Here is a 21,324-nt window from a genome sequence, read left to right on the forward strand (position 1 = left end):
CAGCACCTTGGCGGTGCGCAGCGCGGGTCCCTCTTGGCTCGGGAGGGCGTCTTCACCCCCGTGCCGAGGCGCTCTGCCCCGCAGCGTTGGTGGTCCCACAACGCACCCGCGGTCGGCAGCGCTCGCGCGGGGACGTGCCGGTATTTCCGCCCGGAGCACGGTTCGCGGCACTCCGGGGCCGAAGCACCACGCGGCCACTGGACGATAGCGAGGACGGACATACCGGCGCGGCCCCGCTGCCCAAACAGACCGAGGCCGCTACAACAACCCCCACCCAACCCGCCACAGGCGCCGCAGGCATCCCCACCCACAAACCCGCACCCCACACACGGCCCCGCACCCCAACAACACCCCCCCTACCCCCTCAACGCCCCTTCCACCCCCCGAGCCACCCCCGCCGCCCGCTCCCCCGGCAGCAGCTTCCCCTCAAGGTCCGTTACGTAGAACGCGTCCACCGCGTTCGCCCCCAGCGTCGACACATGCGCACTGCGCACCACCACCCCGGCCGCCTCAAGGGCCCGCCCGATCCGGTGCAGCAGCCCAGGTGCGTCCTGGGCCCGCACCTCGATCACCGTCGCGAGCCGGGAGCCCGCCGAGGCCACCGTGACGCGAGGCGGCGGCGCCACAGTCCCTCTCCGCCTCGGATACGCCGCGTCCCGTTCCGCCAGCCTCGCCGCGATGTCCAGTGAGCCGTCAAGGGCCCGCACCAGATCCGCCCGCAGCCGCGCCGCCTGCGGCAGCGAGCCGTACTCCGCGGCGACCCGCCAGTTCAGGAGCAGTACGGAGTCCTCAAGCCCGGACGGCAGCCCCACAGCCCGCAGCCCCACCCCCCGCAGCTCCGCGGTCCGTACCGCGAGCCGATGCATGGCGAGCACCCCCGCGACGGCGGACAGCACACCGGGCTGATCCGGTACCGCGATGACCAGCTCCACACCCAGCGGCTCAGGGTCCCCCGTCCCGCCCTCCGCAGCAGCGCCAGCGGCAGCCCCCTCCGTCTGCGCCCGCAGAGCCAGCACAGGACCGCCCGTACGGAACGCCTCCACAGCGAGACGCTCCTGCTCGGCGGTCGGAGCGACGTCCTCCGCCCCCTCCGGCTCGTCCCCCGCAAGCACCGCCCCCACCCGCTTCACCAGGTCGGCGACGAGCGACCCCCGCCAGGCGGACCAGGCCGCGGGCCCGGTGGCCAGCGCGTCCGCCTCGGTCAGCGCGTGCAGCAGCTCCAAAGTCCCCAGCGACCCCACGGCCTCGGCGACGGACCGCACCGTGGCCGGGTCGTCCAGGTCCCGCCGCGTCGCCGTCTCGATCAACAGCAGGTGATGCCGCACCAAAGTCGCGAGAACCGCCACGTCTCCGCGGTCGAACCCGATCCGAGCGGCGACATCCCTGGCGATGACCTCCCCGGCCACCGAGTGATCCCCCGGCCATCCCTTGCCGATGTCGTGCAGCAGCCCCGCCACCAGCAACAGGTCGGGCCGCCCCACCCGCCGGGTCAACTCCGAGGCCTGCACCGCCGTCTCCACCAGATGCCGGTCGACCGTCCACGTGTGCACGGCGTTGCGCTGCGGCCTGCACCGCACCCGCTCCCAGTCGGGCAGTAGTCGCGTGATCAGCCCTTCGGCCTCCAGCGCCTCCCACACCTCGACCGTCGGCCGCCCGGCACCGAGCAGCGTCACCAGCTGCTCCCGGGCCTCCGCGGGCCACGGCGTGGGCAGCGGCCGCACCGCCGCCGCCATCCTGCGCACCGCGTGCAGCGACAGCGGCAGACCGGCCTGCGCCGCGGCCGCGGCGGCACGCAGCGGCAGCACAGGGTCCCGCTCGGGCCTGGCCGCCCGCGCGAGAACCACCTCCCCGTCCTGCTCCACGACCCCCTCGGCCAGCGGCGACCGCTCGGCCGCCGCCCCCTTGCCGCCGCCCAGCATGGCCCGCAGCCGGGGCCGCACGGAGCGGGACCGCAGCACCCTGCTCACCTCGCGCCACGTCACATCACTCGCGTACGAGACTGTCCGCGCCGCCTCGTACACTTGACGCAGCAAGGTGTCGGCATCCAACAGGCCCAAGTCCGCGGCCACTTGGTCCTGCTCCTGCAGAGCGAGCCGGTCCGTGGCCCGCCCCGTCGTCAGATGCAGCGCGTCCCGTACGTCCAGCAGACGCCGCCGGGCATCGGCGAGCCCCTCCCGAGGCGCATCAGCCAGCCACGAAGCAGCGACGGCCCGCAAGGCGGTCGCATCCCGCAACCCACCCCGTGCCTCCTTCAGATCCGGCTCAAGGAGATAGCTCAACTCTCCCTGCCGCTCGGCCCGTTCCTCGCACAGCTCCCGCAGCTCCGGCAGCCGCTTCGGCGCGAGGTTGCGCCAGTCGGCGAGGACCGCCGTACGCAGCCCGGCGGTCAGCCCGAGGTCACCCACCACATGCCGCGCGTCGAGCAGCCCCAGCTGCACCTTGAGGTCCTCGCCCGCGGTCTTGCGCGCCTCCACCGGCGTACGCACGGAGTGGTCGAGCGCGAGCCCGAGGTCCCAGATGGGGTACCAGATGCGGTCCGCGAGGGCCGCCACCTCACCGGCGTCCGCGCTGCCGTCGTGCAGCAGGAGCAGATCGAGGTCACTGCGCGGCGACAGCTCGCCCCGTCCATAGCCGCCCACCGCGACAAGGGACGCCCCGCGCGGCGCGCCCGCTGCCGTGAAGAGTCCCGTCAGCCAGTCGTCCGTGAGATCGGCGAGGGCCGAACGGCGCGGCGGCCCGGACCGCGCCTCCCCTTGAAGGAGGCGCAGCCGGGCCGCCGCGTAGCCGCTGGGTCCGGAGTCTTCCGAGTCCGATTCAGTACGTACATCCACACTCGTCACCCAGCAGCTCCTGTCAGTCCCGCTCAGTTCCGCTCAGCCCAACGTCAACCCGGTCCGGCTCACAGCGCATCGGGGCCGCGCTCGCCGGTCCGCACCCGCACCGCCGTCTCGACCGGGACGCTCCAGACCTTGCCGTCCCCGATCTTGCCGGTACGGGCGGCCTTCACCACGACATCCACCAGTTGTTCGGCGTCGTCGTCCTCGACCAGGACCTCGATCCGGATCTTCGGTACGAGATCGACGGTGTACTCCGCGCCACGGTAGACCTCGGTGTGCCCGCGCTGGCGGCCGTAGCCGCTGGCCTCGGTGACGGTCAGGCCCTGGACGCCGAAGGCCTGGAGGGCTTCCTTGATCTCGTCGAGCCGGTGCGGCTTGACGACCGCGGTGATGAGCTTCATGCGTCCACCCTCTTGTTCTTCTCGGTCGCAGCCTTACCGGCGCCCTGGGCCGGCGTGCCCGGCACGGCGGCGGTACGGGGAGCCGTGCCACCGCCCGCGCCACTGAAGTCGTACGCCGTCTCGGCATGTTGCACCTGGTCGATGCCCCCGACCTCCTCGTCCTCGGTGACCCGCATCCCGATGGTCTTGTCGACCAGGAAGGCGAGGATCGCGGAGGCGATCATGGAGTACGCGAGGACGGCGCCGACACCCGCGGCCTGCTTGCCGAGCTGGTCGAGGCCGCCTCCGTAGAAGAGGCCCTTGGCGTCGGACTGGACGCCACCGGTGGCGAAGAAGCCGACGAGCAGCGAGCCCACGACACCGCCGACGAGGTGGACTCCGACGACGTCGAGCGAGTCGTCGTAGCCGAACTTGAACTTGAGGCCGACGGCCATGGCGCAGAGCAGACCGGCGATCGCGCCGATGGCGATCGCGCCGAGCGGCGAGCAGGAGCCGCCGGACGGAGTGATGGCGACGAGACCGGCGACGGCACCCGAAGCGGCGCCGAGCGTGGTGAACGCGCCGTGCCGGATCTTCTCGTAGGCGAGCCAGGCCAGCATGGCCGCGGCGGTGGCGACCTGCGTGTTCAGGAACATCATCGCGCCGACGCCGTCGTCGTTGCCCAGCCACGATCCGGCGTTGAAGCCGAACCAGCCGAACCACAGGAGTGCGGCGCCGAGCATGACGAGCGGCAGGCTGTGCGGCCGCATCGGGTCCTTCTTGAAGCCGACGCGCTTGCCGATGACGAGGATCACGCCGAGCGCCGCGGCACCGGCGTTGATGTGCACGGCCGTACCACCCGCGAAGTCGATGACCCCGAGCTCGAAGGCCCAGCCGCCGGTGCCCCACACCCAGTGCGCGACCGGGAAGTAGACGACCGTGACCCACAGCGTGACGAACAGCGCCCAGGCGGTGAACTTCACGCGGTCCGCGAGCGCGCCGCTGATCAGCGCGGGCGTGATGATCGCGAACATCAGCTGGAAGACAGCGAAGACATAGACCGGGATCGTGTAGCCGTCCCACAGCTCGGTGATGCCTATGCCGCTGAGCCCGACATAGTCGGACGACCAGCCGACGAGGCTGCCGTGGTCGGTGCCGAACGCGATGGAGAAGCCGTACAGCACCCAGAGGATGGTGACGATCCCCAGGCTGATGAAGCTCATCATCAGCATGTTCAGTGTGCTCTTGACGCGGACCATGCCTCCGTAGAAGAAGGCGAGTCCCGGCGTCATGAGCATCACCAGGGCGGAACAGATGAGCATGAACCCTGTGTTGGCGGCAGACAGCTGCGGGGCGTCTGCGGCGATCGTGATGCCTGGGGGCATCGGCGTCTCCTCGTCGTCGTATGCGGCCCGTGCGGGGCGGTGCAAGAGCGGTGGGCCGTTATGCGCCATGAGATTGGCCCAGCGCCGTTTCGACGGGCGCCCCTCGATGTTTCGCAGCGGTGACGAAGAGGTCGTACGTGTTACGCGTCCATGAACTGCCGGGTCACGCGGGGCGCGGTTTCATACCCTGCGCACACCGCACGAACCGGCCGCGGCGGCCATCCGGCTGACTGGCGTAGGGGAGCCGAGTCGGACTGTTCGGGATGGGCCGGCCGCGGCCGGAGCTCTGGCGGGGCGGTGTCAGACCGCCTCCGCGGTTTCCGGCATGTCGATGGCGAGCTGTTCGGTCAGGCGCACGACATCCGCGAGGTCCCCGAAGTCCCGCACGGCGGTGTCCACGGTCTTGCGGAGGCGGGTGTTGACCCGCTCGGAGCGGACCTTCTTGGCGACGGTGAGGGCCTCCCTCGCGAGGACCGTGCTCTGCTCGGGCTCCCGCTGGAGCAGGTGGACCGTGGCCATCCCGATGAGGTTCAGTGCGTACGAACGCTGGTGCTCGGCGTCCTTGCCGAAGAGATCGACGGCGCGCTCCATGACGGGCTCGGCGAGCGATGCGTACGTGGGGCTGCGGCCCGCCACATAGGCCAGGTCGCGGAACGAGTGGGCGTTCTCGCCGTTCAGCTCGGCCGCGGAGAAGAAGCGGATCCAGTCGGGCTCGGGGTCGTCGAAGTCGGCGGCGTCGGCGAAGGTGTCCTCGGCCATGCGCACGGCCCGTTTGCACTTGCCGGGCTGGCCCATGCTGGCGTAGGCGCGGGCCTCCATCGCATACAGCATGGCCTGGGTGCGCGGGCTCGCGCAGTCACGGCTTCCGTACTGCGCGAGGTGGATGAGTTCGAGGGCGTCGTCCGGCCGGCCGAGGTGGATCATCTGGCGGCTCATGCTGGACAAGATGTACGAACCGAGCGGCTTCTCGCCCGCTTCCTTCGCGGCGTGCAGGGCGAGGACGAAGTACTTCTGGGCGGTGGGCTGCAACCCGACGTCGTAGCTCATCCATCCGGCCAGCTCGGCCAGTTCGCCCGCGACCTTGAAGAGCCGCTTGGACGTGGCCTCCGGCTGGGGCTCCTGCAACAGGTCCGTCACCTCGTGCAGTTGGCCGACGACCGCCTTGCGCCGCAACCCGCCGCCGCACTGCGCGTCCCACTGCCGGAACATCATGGTCGTCGACTCGAGCAGGTCGAGCTCCGGCTTGGAAAGCCTCCCCGGCCTGCGGGACGGCACTGACGGCTCGGGGTCGCCGACCGGTGTCGTCGGCCCTGGGACCAGCCAGCGCTGCATGGGCTCGATGAGGGCGGGGCCCGCGGAGAGCGCGAGCGAGGCGCCGAGGAAGCCGCGCCGCGCCAGCATCAGGTCGCTGCGGGAGAACTCACTGATGAGCGCGACGGTCTGGGGTCCGGTCCAGGGCAGGTCCACACCGGACACCGAGGGCGACTGGTGCGCGGCGCGCAGGCCCAGGTCCTCGACCGCCACCACACAGCCGAACCGCTCGGAGAACAGCTCGGAGAGGATGCGCGGAATGGGCTCGCGCGGACTCTCGCCGTCCAGCCAGCGCCGCACGCGCGAGGTATCGGTGGAGATGTGATGGGCACCCAACTGCCGCGCCCTGCGGTTGACTTGGCGCGCCAGCTCGCCCTTCGACCAGCCGCTGCGCACGAACCAGGAATTGAGCAGTTCGTTGGGGCGCTTCTCAGCGTTCGTAGCACTTCCGCCATTGCCGCCCACCCGGAACGCCCCCATCCCTCAACGACACTTACGCGTGGTCCACGCCAAGCCCTACCAGAATGCCGCGCATTGCGGCCCTGCGTCCGGAGAACGTCACCCATCGAACAGGAAACCGACTTGCCTCCGGCATACCCACAAGTGCACAACACCGAGGGTCCGTGCACTGAAAGTAATCCTACGATCACCCCTCCGGCGAGGGCGATCGCGGAAACGCCACCATTCGCCACCCCTTCGAATGAACTCCCGGCCCGCCACAAGCGATTGACTTGACAGCGGACGACCGACAGTGGGCGAAACGAAGCACTTGGGGGCGCGTATGACCGAGTGCACCACCTTCAGACCACCGGGCGCCGCCTGAAAACGCAGGGTCACGATCCGATTCCGTCACGTAACCACACTGCGCTCGACCCGTTGGAGGGGGCATGGGCTTCACGATCGGCGGCATCCGGGGGACCAGAGAACCCCGCACCGGCACACGGCGGCGGGGACGCACGTCGGACTGCACCACGGTGGCCGAGTACACCGGCCTGTGGGGCTGGGCCGCGGTCCCCGGCGCACGCGCCCTGGCCGGGCGCTGCTCCTGCGGCGCCGCCGACTGCGAGGCCCCCGGCGCCCATCCGCTGGACTTCGCACCGGAGGTCCCTGCCGGAGCGACACTCGACGAAGTGACCGAAGCCTGGGCGCAGTTCCCCGGCGCGGCCGTGCTGCTGCCCGTGGGGCGCGCCTTCGATGTGATCGAGGTGGCCGAGGCCGCCGGGCGCAGGGCGCTGGTCCGCCTGGAGCGCATGGGGCTCCCGCTCGGCCCGGTGGCGGCCACGCCGAACGGCCGCGCGCACTTCTTCGTCGCCCCCGGCGCCGCCGCCGAACTCCCCCAGCTGCTCTACCGCATGGGCTGGGACGACGCCGGGATCGACCTGCACGGCCTGGGCCCCGGCGAGCACATCACGGCACCGCCGTCCGACCGCGCGGGCCTCGGCCCGGTCCGCTGGCTCCGCGCGCCCGACCTGGACTCGGCTACGCATCCGCCGCAGGCGCGGTTGGTGCTCGGCACCTTGGCGTACGTGGCGCATCGCTCGCCCGCGTAGTCACCGCCGCCCGCACGCGGAAATGCCCCACCCCGGCTGCACCCCGGGGTGGGGCATTTCTTTCGTACGCGGCACATGAAGCGCTGTGCCCGACCCTAGTCCCCGATCAACGCGTCCACGAACGCCTCCGGCTCGAACGGCGCCAGATCATCCGCGCCCTCGCCGAGCCCAACCAGCTTGACCGGCACGCCCAGCTCCCGCTGGACCGCGATGACGATGCCGCCCTTGGCCGTGCCGTCCAGCTTCGTCAGGACGATGCCGGTGATGTCGACGACCTCGGCGAAGACGCGCGCCTGCACCAGGCCGTTCTGCCCGGTCGTCGCGTCCAGGACGAGCAGCACCTCGTCGAGCGGCGCGTGCTTCTCGACGACGCGCTTGACCTTGCCGAGCTCGTCCATCAGGCCCGTCTTGGTGTGCAGCCGGCCCGCCGTGTCGATGAGGACGACGTCGGCGCCCTCCGCGATGCCTTCCTTGACCGCGTCGAAGGCGATCGACGCGGGGTCGCCGCCCTCGGGGCCGCGCACCGTACGGGCGCCAACGCGCTCGCCCCAGGTCTGCAACTGGTCGGCGGCGGCGGCGCGGAACGTGTCGGCGGCACCGAGGACCACGGAGCGGCCGTCGGCGACGAGGACGCGGGCGAGCTTGCCGGTGGTGGTGGTCTTGCCGGTGCCGTTCACGCCGACGACCATCACGATGCCGGGCGTCTCCAGGCCCGACTCGGTCTTGACCACGCGGTCGAGGTCCGGGCCGAGGAGCGTGAGGAGTTCCTCGCGCAGCAGGGCGCGCAGGTCGTCCGGGGTGCGGGTGCCGAGCACGCGGACGCGCTCGCGGAGCCGCTCGACCAGTTCCTGGGTGGGGGCGACGCCGACGTCGGCGGTGAGGAGCGTGTCCTCGATCTCCTCCCACGTGTCCTCGTCCAGATGCTCGCGGGAGAGGAGCGTGAGCAGCCCCTTGCCGAGCGCGTTCTGCGAGCGGGAGAGCCGCGACCGCAGGCGGACGAGGCGACCTGCCGTGGGCTCCGGGGTCTCGATCTCCGGGGCGGTCGGTTCTTCGACGGCAACGGGGGCCGACGCCGACGGCTCGGCGAGTGGGAGTTCCACCTCCTCGATCGTGCGGCGCGGTTCGTCGCGCGGCGTCGCGGCCTCGTCGCCGACATGCGGCTCGGCCGGAGGAGCGGTGATGGTGGGCGCGGACGACGGGGCCTGCGGCGGCAGCTGCTTCTTCTTGCGGCTGCCGATCACGAGCCCGCCGAGCGCGCCGATCACGACCACGGCGATGACTACAGCAAGGATGACGATTTCCATAACGCACCCAGTATCAGCCATGGGGGCAACAGGGGCCCGCCTTGTGCCTTCCTCCAAAGAACATAAGCTGATAGAGGGCACTACTCGGACTAAAGTACGATGGAGCTCTCCGTATCAACGCGCGTAGAGTCCAACCCGATCACCCCCACGGACGGGTCGCGGCGTTGCGATCCGAGCGAGAGGCACGGACCCCACCCCATGAGCACCACCGCCGAAACCGAAGGCGCCCTGGAGACACGCGGCCTAGAGCCCGTCCCCGACTCCGAGCGCACCGGCCGCACCCGCGAGCTTTTCCCCACCTGGGTGGCGGCCAACATCAGCGTCCTGCTGCTCACCATGGGCGCGGGCCTCATCGTGACGAACGGCCTCAACTTCTGGCAGGCCCTGGTCGTCGCCCTGGTCTCCCCCCTGCTCAGCTACGGCATGGTGGGGCTCATCTCCATCGCGGGCAAGCGCGGCGGCTCCCCCGGCATGACGCTCTCGCGCGCGGTCTTCGGCCAGCGCGGCAACCTCTTCCCCGGCGCACTGATCTGGGTCGCCCGCTGGGGCTGGGAGACGATCAACGCGGTCACGGGCGCCTACGCGATCATCGTCGTCCTGGACATCTGCTTCGGCGTGAAGTCCAGCAAATGGCTGACGGTCGTGACGCTGTTCCTCTTCGTCGCCTGTACGTTCGTCATCAGCGGCCTGGGCCGCAAGGTGCTGCACATCTGCAACACCTGGGCCACGTACCTCTTCGGCGCGTTCAGCGTCCTGGTCCTTGTCTACCTGGTGGCCAACACCCCCTGGTCGGACGTCTTCTCGCAGTCCGCGGGCTCCACCTCGGCGATGGTCGCGGGGGTCGGCGTGATCGCCGCGGGCGGCATCAGCTGGGTCCCCACGGGCCCGGACTTCACGCGCTACCTCCCGCGCAAGGCCTCCAGCAAGGCCCTGGTGGGCAACGCCATCGGCGGCGCCGGCATCGTCGTCGTGCCGATGGTCCTGATGGGCGCCGTCATGGCGGTCAGCGTGCCGAGCCTGTCGAAGGCCTCGGACCCGGTCTCCTTCCTCGGCGAGCTGCTTCCGACGTGGATCGCGGTGCCGTACCTGCTCATGGCCCTGATCGGGATGCTGCTCATCAACTCGATGTCGATGTACTCGGCGGGCTTCACCGCGATGACGCTCGGCATCAAGGTCCCGCGCGCGTGGGCGGTGAGCATCAACGCCATCATCAGCCTGATCTTCGGCTACATCCTGATGAACGTGGCCTCCAGCTTCATCGGTTCGTTCATCTCCTTCCTGACCCTGCTCGCGGTGACGTTCTCCGCCTGGATCGGCGTCTTCGGCGTCGACATGCTGCGCCGCAAGACGTACGACGCCGAAGCGCTGATGGACACCAAGCGCACCAGCGCCTACTGGTACAAGGCGGGCTTCGCCTGGCAGGCCATGACCGCGTGGGCCGTGGCCCTGGTGATGGGCCTGCTCTTCACGAAGGTCGACTGGTTCAGCGGCCCGCTCGCCACGTCCTGGATCGGCCGCAACGGCCTGGGCTGGCTGGCCACGATCCTGATCGCCGCCGCGCTGTACGCGGTGCTGCCCAGGGACCCGGTCGTCGAGGCCCCCGAGGGCAAGGGCGGGGGCGATGGCGAGACCGAGCTGGTCTCCGCCTGACGCCGCATCGACCCCGATCCGGAGCAACTGCCCCCCGGACACTGGTCATCTGACACCGCGTCATCTAACGTCCCTCTTCGCCCGCCCACGGTGAAGGGGGACGTTTCCCATGCCCGTCACAGTCGTACGTTTCAACCTCGTCGAACCGGATGCGACGCCCACCTCGCTGAGCGAACGCTACAGAGCCGCCCTGGAGATGGCCGCGTACGCCGACGACCGGGGCATCTCCACGGTCCAGACCGAGGAGCACCACGGCGTCGACAACAACTGGCTGCCCTCGCCCTTCACTTTCGCGGGGGCGGTGTTCGGCGCGACCCGGCGCATCGCGGTCACGGTCTCCGCGATCATCGGCCCGCTGCACGATCCGCTGCGGCTCGCCGAGGACATCGCCGTACTCGATCTGCTGAGCGGCGGCCGTCTGGTGACGGTGGCGGGGATCGGCTACCGGCCCGCCGAGTACGAGGCGTTCGGCGTCGAGTGGAAGCGGCGCGGCAAGCTCCAGGACGAGCTGCTCGAGACGCTCTTGAAGGCCTGGACGGGCGAGCCCTTCGAGTTCCGCGGCCGCACGGTCCGCGTGACCCCGCGCCCGCACACCCGGCCCCACCCACTGCTTCTGGTCGGCGGCTCTTCGCAGGCAGCGGCCAGGCGCGCGGCCAGACTCGGGCTTCCGTTCTTCCCCAGCGCCCATCTCCCGGAGCTCGAGGCGTACTACAACGAACGCCTCGCGGAGTACGGCACCGAGGGCTGGACCATGATGCCCGCCGCCGAGACCCCGCTCCTGCACATCGCCGACGACCCCGACCGCACCTGGGCCGAGCACGGCGAGCACTTCCTGCACGAGGCCCGCACCTATGCCTCCTGGCAGTCCAAGGACATCCGCTCGGCGGTGAAGTCCGCCGCCACCACGGTCGATGAGCTGCGCGCCGAGGGCGTCTACCGCGTCCTCACGCCCGACGAGTGCGTGGCCTACGCGCAGGGCGGCGCCGCCAATCTCGTACTGCATCCGCTCTCGGGCGGGATGCCGATCGACGAGGGATGGCGCAGCCTGCACCACTTCGGGGAAAACGTACTGCCCCGGCTCAAGGAATAGGTCCTTGAGCCGGGGCAGCTTCCTCAGAGGAGGGGCAGCGGGGATTAGCCCATCTCCTCCAGGGTCTTGCCCTTCGTCTCCTTGACGAACTTCATGACGAAGGGGATGGAGATCGCCGCGAAGGCGCCGTAGATGATGTACGAGCCGGTCAGGCTCCACTCGGACATGCTCGGGAACGTCTTGGTGATCGCGAAGTTGGCGAGCCACTGGGCGGACGCGGCCACACCGAGGGCGGCGGCACGGAGCCGGTTCGGGAAGATCTCGCCGAGCAGGACCCAGACCACCACGCCCCAGGAGAGGGCGAAGAAGAGCACGAAGAGGTTGGCAGCGATGATCGCGGTCAGACCCTGCGCGTCCGGCAGCGAGACGTTGTCGCCGGAACCGGTCCGGTACGAGAACGCCCAGGCCATGGTGAACAGCGCCAGAGCCATACCGGCGGACCCGATCAGGGCCAGCGGCTTGCGGCCGATCCGGTCGACGAAGATCATCGCGATGACCGTGCCGACGATGTTCACGATCGACGTCTCGAACGAGTACAGGAACGAGCTGCTCGGGTCGTGCCCGATCGACTGCCACAGCTGGTTCGAGTAGTAGAAGATCACGTTGATGCCGACGAGCTGCTGGAACACCGAGAGCCCGATGCCGACCCAGACGATCGGCAGGAAGCCGACCTTGCCGAGCAGGTCCTTGAACGAGGACTTGTGTTCGCTGCGCATACCGTGCTCGATCTCGGCGACGCGCGCGTCCAGGTCGATCTTGGTGCCCTCGACCTCGCCGAGCACCTTCTTGGCCTCGGCTTCACGACCGACCGAGACCAGGAAGCGCGGCGACTCGGGGATGACGAAGGAGAGCACGCCGTACAGGACGGCCGGGATGACCATGACGCCGAGCATCAGCTGCCAGGCCTCGATGCCCATCACCTCGCCGCGCTGGTCGTCGTCCGCCAACTTCAGGATGCCGTAGTTGACCAGCTGGGAGACGGCGATGCCGATGACGATCGCGGCCTGCTGGAAGGAGGCGAGGCGGCCTCGGTACGCGGGCGGGGCGACCTCGGCGATGTAGGCCGGGCCGATGACGGAGGCCATGCCGATGCCGATGCCGCCGATGAAGCGCCACATCGTCAGGTCCCACGCCGCGAACGGCAGGGAGGAACCGATGGCGCTCGCCGCGAAGAGGACGGCGGCGATCTGCATACAGCGGATGCGGCCGATACGGTCGGCGATGCGCCCCGCGACCGCGGCACCGACGGCACAGCCGAGCAGCGCGGTGGCGATGATCCAGCCGAGCGTGTTCGCGTCGACGTCGAACCGGTCCTGGATGGCGACGGTCGCGCCGTTGATCACCGAACTGTCGTAGCCGAAGAGGAAGCCGCCCATGGCGGCGGCCGCCGTAATGAAGATGACATGGCCGAGATGGTCCGGCCTGGCCTCTCTGCCTTCGGGCTGCGGCGCCTTCGTTGTGCTGGTCACATGGACTCCTCGGGCCACCGGCAGCATCGCCGGGGGTGGGGGTGAGCACTTCAAGTGGCGCACAACTTCACGCCGCCCACCACCTGAAGGTAAAAGCAACGTTGCAGAGACTATGCCTTCAAGTTTCGAAGTCAAGACCTGGGTTCCTGTGAAATTCAGGCACGCTTGAGGTCAGCTTCGTTCAAGTCTTGAAGTTGTGGAGACCAAACGGTGTACGCCGCTGAAGGGAGCGGTGAAGAGGGCTAGCGAAGCCGCTGGCTGATCACCTTCGAGACGCCGTCGCCCTGCATGGACACGCCATACAGCGCGTCCGCGACCTCCATCGTCCGCTTCTGGTGCGTGATCACGATGAGCTGCGAGGCCTCCTGCAACTCCTCCATGATGCGGATGAGGCGCTGCAGGTTGGTGTCGTCGAGCGCCGCCTCGACCTCGTCCATCACATAGAAGGGACTCGGCCGTGCCTTGAAGATCGAAACGAGCAGCGCCACGGCGGTCAGCGACCGCTCACCGCCGGAAAGCAGCGAGAGCCGCTTGACCTTCTTGCCCGGCGGACGCGCCTCGACATCGACTCCCGTGGTGAGCATGTTGTCGGGATCGGTGAGGATGAGCCGTCCCTCACCGCCGGGGAAGAGCCGCGAGAAGACGCCCTCGAACTCCCGGGCCGTGTCCCGGTAGGCCTCGGAGAAGACCTGCTCGACGCGCTCGTCGACCTCCTTCACCACTTGCAGGAGATCGGTGCGCGTCTTCTTCAGGTCCTCCAGCTGCTCGCTGAGGAACTTATGACGTTCCTCCAGAGCGGCGAACTCCTCCAGGGCGAGCGGGTTCACTTTCCCCAGCTGCTGGTACGCCCGTTCGGCTGACCTCAGCCGCTTCTCCTGCTCACCGCGGACGTACGGCACGGGCCTGTTGCGCGGATGCTCCGGGTCCTCGGGCAGCTCCTCGCCCTCGGCCGCGGGCGACGGCGGTACGAGCTGGTCGGGGCCGTAGTCGGAGACGAGTCCTGCCGGTTCCACACCGAGTTCCTCCAGTGCCTTGGACTCCAGCTGCTCGATCCGCAGCCGCTTCTCGGCACCGAGTACCTCGCCGCGGTGAACTGAATCCTTCAGCTTGTCCAGCTCCGCCTTGAGGTCGCGCCCCTGATCGCGCTCGGCGGCGAGCTCCCGCTCCCGCACCTCCTTGGCACGCTCGGCGGCGGCACGCTCCTCCTGTGCCCGCACGAGAGAGACCTCGACGTGCGCGAGCAGCTGCCGCGCACCCCCGGCGACGGCCTCGGCGACCGCGGCTTCGTGCCGCATCCTGGCCTTGCGCTGATCTGCACGCGCGCGTGCTTCGCGTTCGGCGCGCGCCGCCCGGTCGAGCGAGTCGGCGCGCCCCGCAAGCCCCTTGACCCGCTCCTCGTGCGTACGTGCCTGAAGCCTGGCCTCCATCTCGGTCTGCCGGGCATTGGCCCCGTCGGCGGCCAGCCGGTCGCGCACGGAGGTGTCGGGCTCCTCGTCGGCCGGCCCTTCCTCCGCCACGGCGAGGCGCTCGGCCAGCTCTTCGGCGTCCTCGACCGCCTTGTCCAGGGCTTCCTGCGCCTTGGCGGCAGCCCCTGCGGACCGCTCTGCCTCGCCCGCCGCACCGCGGGCCTGCCCGGCGAGCGCGCCGAGCCGCTGGGCCACGGCCGACTTCTCCCGGTCGGCGGCACGCCTGCGCTCCCCCAACTCCTCGACAAGCGCGGCGACTTCCTTCCGCTGCTCGCCCGCATCCCGCTGGGCATCCGCCAACTCATCACACTGGGCTGCCAGTTGCTCGAGCTCCGCGGCCGCCTCATCGACGGAGGCCTGCACTTCGAGGAGGCTCGGCGCCCCGGCGGACCCACCCTGCGCGAAGTCAGCCCCGAGCAGATCGCCTTCGGTGGTGACCGCGGTGAGCTCCGGGCGAGCGTAGACGAGGTCTTCGGCGTCTTCGAGGGTGCCGACGACGACGATGCCCCGCAGCAGCCGCCGTACGGCGGGCATCAGCTCTTGGGGCCCGCGTACGAGCTCGGCGGCGAAGGGAGGCCCTTCGCCGCCGCCTTCCCGTACGTCCCCGCCCACTCTTTCGGGCGCCCCGGCGAGCAGCAGCGCCGCACGGCCCGCGTCCTGCTTCCGCAGCAGCCGGATGGCCTCCGCCGCCGACCCCGGCGTGGACACGGCGATCGCGTCGGCCGCCGCTCCGAACGCCGCCGCGATCGCGACCTCGTGCCCCGGGGTGACCGAGAGCAGTTCCGCCGCGGGGCCGAGCAGCCCCGTGATGCGGTCCTTGGCGGCGAGCAGCGCTCCCGTGCCGTCCTTGCGCCGCAGGCCGAGCGCGAGCGCCTCGTGCCTGGCCGCGACCGCGGCCCGCTTGCGCTCGGCGGCGGTGGCCGCCTCGCGTGCCGCGGTCAGCGCACCCTCGGCCTCGGCGAGGGAACGCTTCGCCTCGTCGTGCCGCTCGCCGAGCTCCGCGTCACCGGCGTCGAGCCCGTCGACCTCCGCCTTCAGCTGCTCGTACTCCTCCTGGGCGGCGACCGCACGCTCCCCGGCCTCGTCGCGCGCCACGGCGAGCCGGTCGATCTCGGCCTGTGCGGAACCCGCCCGCGAACGCGCCGCGTTGACCTGCCCATTCAGCCGCGCGAGCCCCTCACGCCGGTCGGCGATGGCCCGCGCCACATCCTTGAGACGGCGCTCCTCGACCGCCAACTCCCGCTCGAGCTCGGCCCGGTGGCCGACCGTGTCCTCAAGGGCGTGCTCGGCCGCTTCGAGGGCGGCTTCAAGCTCCGCCTCCTGCTCGCGGATCCGCGCGGCCTCGCGCTCCATGTCCTCGGGGTCACGGCCGCGCCGCTCCTCCGGGGGCGCGGCGGTGGCGCTCTTGACCCGGGCGTCGGCCAGCGACACCGTGCCCCGCACCCGCTCGGCCAGCTGCGAAAGCTCGTACCACGTCTGCTGTGCCCGCTGGAGCCGTGGCGTCAGGCGCCGCACCTCGTCCTCGAGGTCGGCCTCCCGCTGCGCGGCCTTCTTCAGCTCGGCCTCGGCGGAGTCCTTGCGCTGCTTGAGCGCGGCCTCGTCCTCGACCTCGGTCCGCAGCGCGGTTCTCAGACGTACGAGATCGTCGGCGAGGAGCCGCAGGCGGGTGTCGCGCAGATCGGCCTGGATGACGGCGGCCCTGCGCGCCACGGCGGCCTGCCTGCCGAGCGGCTTGAGCTGGCGCCGCAGTTCGTCGGTGAGGTCCTGGACGCGGGCGAGGTTGGCCTGCATCGCGTCGAGCTTGCGCAGCGCCTTCTCTTTGCGCTTGCGGTGCTTGAGGACACCCGCGGCCTCCTCAATGAAGGCGCGGCGCCCCATGGGGTCGGCGTGCAGTACGCCGTCGAGCTGACCCTGGCCGACGATGACGTGCATCTCGCGCCCGATGCCGGAGTCGGAGAGCAGTTCCTGGATGTCCAGGAGGCGGCAGGTGTCGCCGTTGATCTGGTACTCGCTGCCGCCGTTGCGGAACATGATCCGCGTGATGGTGACTTCGGCGTACTCGATGGGGAGGGCGCCGTCGGAGTTGTCGATGGTGAGGGACACCTCGGCCCGGCCGAGCGGCGGGCGCCCGGTGGTGCCGGCGAAGATGACGTCCTCCATCTTGCCGCCGCGCAGCGACTTGGCACCCTGCTCGCCCATGACCCAGGACAGCGCGTCCACGACGTTGGACTTGCCGGAGCCGTTCGGTCCGACGACGCAGGTGATGCCCGGTTCGAACTTCAGCGTCGTGGCCGACGCGAAGGATTTGAAACCGCGCAGTGTCATGGCCTTGAGGTGCACGCGGACGCACTCTACCTTTCACTGTCCGTTTCACCCAGGAAGATGCAGGGCACATCAGACGGTAAAGGAAGCGGCGCACGCGGTGACAAGAAAGAAGGGACGCCGAAGCGTCCCTTGAAATTCTGGTGCGAATCTGGACAAGCGGCTGACATGGGCAGCCTGACCACGTGCGTCAACAGGCAGCTCACAAGGACAACAAGGACACGGACACAGAGCGTCGCGCCCTACGAGCGCTACGCGATGCCTTGCGAGATAAGTGCCTTACTGAAGTGGCTGTGGTCAGGTGAGCGCAGGCTCCGCCTGGGGTACGTCGATGCTCTCCAGGAGCGATTCGTGAGAAGCGGCAGCCGCGAGCGCGTCGTTCTCGGCCTGGATCTTCGTGAGCTCAGATTCCAGGTCCTGGACGCGTTGCTGGAGCCGTCGCATCTCGGCGAGAAGTCGCGGGTCGGAACCGCCGACGTAACCGAGAAGCGCCTTTGCCATGATGGATGGTCCTCCACAATGAGTGACCGACCGAAGCGGTGTGGGTCGTGAGGGAATCGCACCCGCGGTGCTTGGCACTCGTTGTTTACTGCTGGGTCTTGCTGGCCGTTCTCACATGCCAAACAGCTAAGGTGCGCGGGGCTTTCAGAGTCTCACCAAAAAGTTTGACGGTCAACACGATCACGCCCCGTATCGGCGGGCAACCCGGGGGCGTACGGCCGTAAGAACGGCGGCGCTGCCTCTGCTGCGGGGCCCAGGGGGCGTATCGATCATCCTCTATCCGGGAGCCTGCCACGAGGAGGGGTTCTTGGCAACCACCAGGTCTTTCCTGCCCCGGGCAGTTGCCCTGGCCACGTCTGAGCGGGTCCGCTCGGCGGCACTCCGTCAGCGAATCGCGAACGTCTCGTAGATGCCACGCGGGGTGTCCCAGATCTCAGTGACACCGTCGACCCTGCCGGGTGTGTCGCCCTCGCGCAGCCAGTCGAGCAGTCCCTGGGCACCCGCTCGCGGACCCTCGGCGACGACTTGCACACGGCCGTCGCCCAGATTGAGAGCAAAACCACTCAGGCCCCCGATCTCCAGAGCCTTGGCCCGCGTGAACCAGCGGAAACCCACGCCTTGCACCTGGCCACGCACCCAGGCGGTGAGCCTGACTTCTTCGTTCATGGGTGCACGCTAACCGGCCAATTGCACTCGTAGCACTTCGCCCCCATGCGCCATCGCGTACAGTCCCGACTCGATGAGCCTCACTCGTATGGGTGAGCCACGTTGACCGCTAGGACGAGGAAGGCCAGGAGATGGGACGCCACCGACGCTCCGGCGCAGGGGCAGCCGCCACCGGCCGCGCCACCGGGGTCTCCGACCCGTACGCAGGCGAGCACGCCGGCGTTCCGGAGCCCCGCCCCGCCACCGTGTCGCACCGCCGCAGGGGCCGCGCCACACCGGTGCGCACCGGTCTGCTCGGTGTGTCGGCAGCCGTCGCGATGGGCGCTGTCGCCGTCGCCTCCGGCCTGGTACCCGGCGCCGACAACTACTCCCTGGGCGGGGGCGGCGACTCGAACAAGGTGCGTTCCGCCGGCTCTCCCAGCCAGGTGGCGCCCCAGGGCGGCGACAACGGCACCGCCGACCGCGAGTCGGCCCCGCCGAGCCGCGGCTCGGACCGCCCCGAGGCCCCGGCCCCCTCCCCTTCGAAAGCCACCGAGAAGCCGTCGGCCGAGCCGTCGAAGAAGCCGTCGACCAAGGCGCCCGCGCCTGAGCCCTCCCAGACCTCCGAGAAGAAGACGAAGACCCCGCCGAGCCCGTCGCGCACCGCCACCGAGAAGCCCAAGGCGCCGCCGACGCAGAGCTCGCAGTCGCCGTCCGCGGAGAACGCGGCCGAGGCCTCGGTGCTCACCCTCGTCAACGCGGAGCGGGCCAAGGTGGGCTGCTCCCCCGTGCGCGCGGACAGCTCGCTGGCCTCGCTCGCCGGACGGTTCAGCTCGGACATGGCCGAGCGCGACTTCTTCGACCACACCGACCCGGACGGCGCGACCCCCTGGGACCGCGCGGAGAAGGCCGGGATATCGGACCTGGGCGGCGAGAACATCGCCCGCGGGCAGGCAAACGCCCAGTCCGTGATGGACGCCTGGATGAACAGCGCGGGCCACCGGGCCAACATCCTCAACTGCGACTACAAGACCCTGGGCGTCGGCGCGCACTTCGCGCCGGGCGGCCCGTGGTGGACGCAGGACTTCGGTTTCTAGGCGCTAACTTCCAGTTAGCGCAACCTGATGGACTGCGCTGCGCGGGAGTACCCTGAGTGCATGGATTCCACCGCTCCTCAGGCTGACGCCGCCCCGGACGCCGCCCCGGACGCCGCCGTCGATATGGCGTACGACATCGCGTACGACGTGTTCGCCAGGCAGTGCCCCTCGCGCGGCACCCTGGAGCACGTCACCGGGCGCTGGGGTGCGCTCACTCTGGGTGCGCTGCACGACGGCACGTTGCGTTTCAACGAACTGCGCCGCCGGGTCGACGGGGTGAGCGAGAAGATGCTGTCCCAGACCCTGCACGCGCTGGAGCGCGACGGCTTGGTCCATCGTGCGGCGCAGCCCACCAACCCGCCGCGCGTGGAGTATCAACTGACGCCGCTGGGACGGGAGATCGCCGACCGCCTGCTGAACCTCATCCACTTCGTGGAGGGCAGGATGGACGGCGTGCTCGAAGCGCGCGAGCGTTACGACAGCGTGGCGGCCGGCGGGCGCTGACAGCGCGGGCAGAAGTAACTGGAACGGTTCATCCAGGGGCGTCGGCGCATGGCCGTACCGCAGCGGCGGCACGGCTCGTCCTCGCGCCCATAGGCGTCGAGCGAACGCTCGAAGTACCCGGACTCGCCATTCACATTCACGTAGAGACTGTCGAAGCTCGTGCCGCCGACGGCGAGGGCGGCATTCATCACATCCCGTACGTGGCCCAGGAGTTCGGCCGTGCGCGGGCGCGTGAATGTGGCGGTGGGGCGCTCGTAGTGCAGCTTCGCCCGCCAAAGGGCCTCGTCGGCGTAGATGTTGCCAACGCCGCTGATCAACGACTGGTCGAGCAGGGCGCGTTTGATCGTCGTACGACGGCGGCGCAGCGCGGTGTGGAAGGCCGCGTCGTCGAACTGCTCGTCGAGCGGGTCGCGCGCGATGTGTGCGATGACGTCCGGAAGACCGTCGGGGGTGTTCTCGTGCAGCGAGAGACCGCCGAAGGTGCGCTGGTCGACGAAGCGCAGTTCGGTGCCGAGCGCGTCGGCGAACCGTACCCGTACCCTCAAGTGCTTCTCGTCGGGCGCCTCTTGGGGCTGCACGAGAAGCTGTCCGCTCATGCCGAGGTGGGCGAGGATCGAGGTGCCGCTGTCCTCGAGGGGCAGCCAGAGATACTTCCCGCGCCGCATCGCCGTACCGACGCGGTGGCCTTTGAGGCTGTGCGCGAAGTCCTCACCGCCCGCGATGTGCCGCCGAACGGCACGCGGATGCAGCACCTCGACATCAGCGACGGTGCGGTGAGCGACCCACCGTTCGAGCCCACGCCGGACGACTTCGACCTCGGGCAGTTCGGGCATGGGAGGGCTCCGGAGCAATGGGGTGGGTGAGCGGGAAGAAATGCCGCTCAGCGGCGAAAAAGCTGGTGCCGGTCACCCGACGGGCGACCGGCACCAAACAGTAAAACGCTGTCAGGCGGACGGAGCTTCGAAGCCCCCGTCAACCTTCACGGCAGCGGTAGCGGGAGCGGGAGCCGCAGCGGCGGCTTCCGCCGCCTTGATCCGCTCATCCGCGGCAGCACGAATCTCGCGCCACGCGGACTCAGCGGCCTGCTGCTCCGCTTCCTTCTTGCTGCGGCCGGTGCCGGTGCCGTACGAGACGCCTCCGACGCGGGCGGCAGCAGTAAAGGTCTTCTCGTGGTCCGGGCCGCTCTCCGTGACGAGATACTCGGGCACGCCGAGGCTCTCGGTCGCGGTGAGCTCCTGGAGGCTGGTTTTCCAGTCCAGGCCCGCACCCAGGTTCGAGGACTTCTCGATCAGCGGGTCGAAGAGCCGGTGCACCAGCTCACCCGCCGCGTCCAGACCCTGGTCCAGATAGACAGCGCCGATCACCGCTTCAAGGGTGTCGGCGAGGATGGATGCCTTGTCCCGGCCACCCGTGCCCTCTTCGCCCCGGCCGAGCCGGATGAAGGAGCCGAGTTCTAGGCCACGACTGACCTCCGCCAGCGCACGCGAATTGACCACCGCGGCCCGCAACTTGGCCAGCTGGCCTTCGGGCAGGTCGGGGTGGGTGCGATAGAGCGTGTCCGTGACGACGAGTCCGAGCACCGAGTCCCCGAGGAACTCGAGCCGTTCATTCGTCGGCAGACCGCCGTTCTCGTACGCGTACGAACGGTGGGTCAGTGAACGCACCAGAAGGGCGGACTCGAGTTTGTACCCGAGCCGCCCTTCCAAAAGCGTGTGGGACGAGGTCGTGTTTTCCGCCTGCTTCTTGGCGTTTGCAGCCTTTTCAGCGTTGGCGTCTTCCGCCGTATTGTGGCTAGACACGGTGCCTCTCACCA

16 protein-coding genes are annotated in these 21,324 nt (G+C 69.8%); 5 read left to right on the plus strand and 11 right to left on the minus strand.

The genetic code is table 11. From position 1 onward, the window contains the following. Window positions 1-356: 356 nt before the first annotated feature. From ACGFSB_RS31155 to ACGFSB_RS31170, 4 genes are all read right to left on the minus strand, one after another. Complete coding sequence (locus ACGFSB_RS31155) at window positions 357-2,840, minus strand: [protein-PII] uridylyltransferase (protein WP_393406140.1); 2,484 nt, start codon at window positions 2,838-2,840, stop codon at window positions 357-359. Window positions 2,841-2,899: 59 nt separating this feature from the next. Beyond that, a complete protein-coding gene (locus ACGFSB_RS31160) occupies window positions 2,900-3,238 on the minus strand; it encodes a P-II family nitrogen regulator (RefSeq protein WP_249587501.1) in 339 nt (112 codons plus the stop codon). Next, window positions 3,235-4,602, minus strand: coding sequence for an ammonium transporter (locus ACGFSB_RS31165; RefSeq protein WP_393406142.1), 1,368 nt, complete (start codon window positions 4,600-4,602; stop codon window positions 3,235-3,237). The genes ACGFSB_RS31160 and ACGFSB_RS31165 overlap by 4 nt, the downstream gene beginning before the upstream one ends. A 300-nt stretch (window positions 4,603-4,902) precedes the next feature. Next, window positions 4,903-6,378 (minus strand): hypothetical protein, encoded by a 1,476-nt coding sequence (locus tag ACGFSB_RS31170; RefSeq protein ID WP_393406231.1) that lies wholly within the window; start codon window positions 6,376-6,378, stop codon window positions 4,903-4,905. 422 nt (window positions 6,379-6,800) lie between these two features. On the opposite strand from ACGFSB_RS31170, the gene ACGFSB_RS31175 reads away from it, so the two are divergent. Further along, window positions 6,801-7,463, plus strand: a complete 663-nt coding sequence (locus ACGFSB_RS31175) for a bifunctional DNA primase/polymerase (protein WP_393406144.1) — start codon at window positions 6,801-6,803, stop codon at window positions 7,461-7,463. Between the two features lie 95 nt (window positions 7,464-7,558). Here ACGFSB_RS31175 and ftsY read toward each other — a convergent pair whose 3' ends face one another. Beyond that, window positions 7,559-8,767 carry a signal recognition particle-docking protein FtsY gene (ftsY, locus tag ACGFSB_RS31180; protein ID WP_393406146.1) on the minus strand — a complete coding sequence of 403 codons (1,209 nt, stop codon included), beginning with the start codon at window positions 8,765-8,767 and terminating at the stop codon, window positions 7,559-7,561. A 198-nt stretch (window positions 8,768-8,965) separates the two neighbouring features. Here ftsY and ACGFSB_RS31185 point away from each other — a divergent pair, with 198 nt between their 5' ends. Together ACGFSB_RS31185 and ACGFSB_RS31190 are read left to right on the plus strand one after the other, a co-directional pair. Then, the gene (locus ACGFSB_RS31185; RefSeq protein WP_393406148.1) at window positions 8,966-10,417 is read left to right on the plus strand and encodes a purine-cytosine permease family protein; all 1,452 of its coding nucleotides are present in this window, start codon (window positions 8,966-8,968) and stop codon (window positions 10,415-10,417) included. 109 nt (window positions 10,418-10,526) lie between these two features. Then, window positions 10,527-11,507 carry an LLM class flavin-dependent oxidoreductase gene (locus ACGFSB_RS31190; protein ID WP_393406150.1) on the plus strand — a complete coding sequence of 327 codons (981 nt, stop codon included), beginning with the start codon at window positions 10,527-10,529 and terminating at the stop codon, window positions 11,505-11,507. Window positions 11,508-11,551: 44 nt separating this feature from the next. Here the strand turns inward: ACGFSB_RS31190 and ACGFSB_RS31195 are convergent, their stop codons facing one another. The 4 genes from ACGFSB_RS31195 to ACGFSB_RS31210 form a co-directional block, all read right to left on the minus strand. Beyond that, window positions 11,552-12,976 (minus strand): sugar porter family MFS transporter, encoded by a 1,425-nt coding sequence (locus ACGFSB_RS31195; RefSeq protein WP_393406152.1) that lies wholly within the window; start codon window positions 12,974-12,976, stop codon window positions 11,552-11,554. 242 nt (window positions 12,977-13,218) lie between these two features. Beyond that, complete coding sequence (gene smc / locus ACGFSB_RS31200) at window positions 13,219-16,782, minus strand: chromosome segregation protein SMC (RefSeq protein WP_393406154.1); 3,564 nt, start codon at window positions 16,780-16,782, stop codon at window positions 13,219-13,221. 279 nt (window positions 16,783-17,061) lie between these two features. Next, window positions 17,062-17,265, minus strand: a complete 204-nt coding sequence (locus ACGFSB_RS31205; protein ID WP_393406156.1) for a hypothetical protein — start codon at window positions 17,263-17,265, stop codon at window positions 17,062-17,064. Window positions 17,266-17,649: 384 nt separating this feature from the next. Then, complete coding sequence (locus ACGFSB_RS31210; protein ID WP_393406158.1) at window positions 17,650-17,931, minus strand: acylphosphatase; 282 nt, start codon at window positions 17,929-17,931, stop codon at window positions 17,650-17,652. Window positions 17,932-18,062: 131 nt separating this feature from the next. Between ACGFSB_RS31210 and ACGFSB_RS31215 the strand changes: the two genes are divergently transcribed. Together ACGFSB_RS31215 and ACGFSB_RS31220 are read left to right on the plus strand one after the other, a co-directional pair. After that, the gene (locus ACGFSB_RS31215; protein ID WP_393406160.1) at window positions 18,063-19,007 is read left to right on the plus strand and encodes a CAP domain-containing protein; all 945 of its coding nucleotides are present in this window, start codon (window positions 18,063-18,065) and stop codon (window positions 19,005-19,007) included. A gap of 123 nt (window positions 19,008-19,130) precedes the next feature. Beyond that, window positions 19,131-19,511 (plus strand): winged helix-turn-helix transcriptional regulator, encoded by a 381-nt coding sequence (locus ACGFSB_RS31220; protein WP_393406233.1) that lies wholly within the window; start codon window positions 19,131-19,133, stop codon window positions 19,509-19,511. On the opposite strand, the gene mutM is transcribed toward ACGFSB_RS31220, so the two are convergent. Together mutM and rnc are read right to left on the minus strand one after the other, a co-directional pair. Next, entirely contained in the window at window positions 19,481-20,344 is an 864-nt protein-coding gene (gene mutM / locus ACGFSB_RS31225; RefSeq protein WP_393406163.1) for a bifunctional DNA-formamidopyrimidine glycosylase/DNA-(apurinic or apyrimidinic site) lyase, read from the minus strand. The genes ACGFSB_RS31220 and mutM overlap by 31 nt on opposite strands. A gap of 111 nt (window positions 20,345-20,455) precedes the next feature. Then, a complete protein-coding gene (gene rnc / locus ACGFSB_RS31230) occupies window positions 20,456-21,322 on the minus strand; it encodes a ribonuclease III (RefSeq protein ID WP_393406165.1) in 867 nt (288 codons plus the stop codon). Between the last annotated feature and the right edge of the window lie 2 nt (window positions 21,323-21,324).

It is taken from the genome of Streptomyces sp. NPDC048441, assembly GCF_043200235.1.
Lineage (GTDB): Bacteria > Actinomycetota > Actinomycetes > Streptomycetales > Streptomycetaceae > Streptomyces.

Bases quoted from the DNA above. Each gene is read 5' to 3' on its own strand.
- ACGFSB_RS31205 (WP_393406156.1), bottom strand. From the start codon at position 17,265: ATGGCAAAGGCGCTTCTCGGTTACGTCGGCGGTTCCGACCCGCGACTT.
- ACGFSB_RS31220 (WP_393406233.1), top strand. From the start codon at position 19,131: ATGGCGTACGACATCGCGTACGACGTGTTCGCCAGGCAGTGCCCCTCG.
- ftsY (WP_393406146.1), bottom strand. From the start codon at position 8,767: ATGGAAATCGTCATCCTTGCTGTAGTCATCGCCGTGGTCGTGATCGGC.
- ACGFSB_RS31160 (WP_249587501.1), bottom strand. From the start codon at position 3,238: ATGAAGCTCATCACCGCGGTCGTCAAGCCGCACCGGCTCGACGAGATC.
- ACGFSB_RS31165 (WP_393406142.1), bottom strand. From the start codon at position 4,602: ATGCCCCCAGGCATCACGATCGCCGCAGACGCCCCGCAGCTGTCTGCC.
- ACGFSB_RS31185 (WP_393406148.1), top strand. From the start codon at position 8,966: ATGAGCACCACCGCCGAAACCGAAGGCGCCCTGGAGACACGCGGCCTA.
- ACGFSB_RS31210 (WP_393406158.1), bottom strand. From the start codon at position 17,931: ATGAACGAAGAAGTCAGGCTCACCGCCTGGGTGCGTGGCCAGGTGCAA.
- mutM (WP_393406163.1), bottom strand. From the start codon at position 20,344: ATGCCCGAACTGCCCGAGGTCGAAGTCGTCCGGCGTGGGCTCGAACGG.
- ACGFSB_RS31175 (WP_393406144.1), top strand. From the start codon at position 6,801: ATGGGCTTCACGATCGGCGGCATCCGGGGGACCAGAGAACCCCGCACC.
- ACGFSB_RS31215 (WP_393406160.1), top strand. From the start codon at position 18,063: ATGGGACGCCACCGACGCTCCGGCGCAGGGGCAGCCGCCACCGGCCGC.
- ACGFSB_RS31190 (WP_393406150.1), top strand. From the start codon at position 10,527: ATGCCCGTCACAGTCGTACGTTTCAACCTCGTCGAACCGGATGCGACG.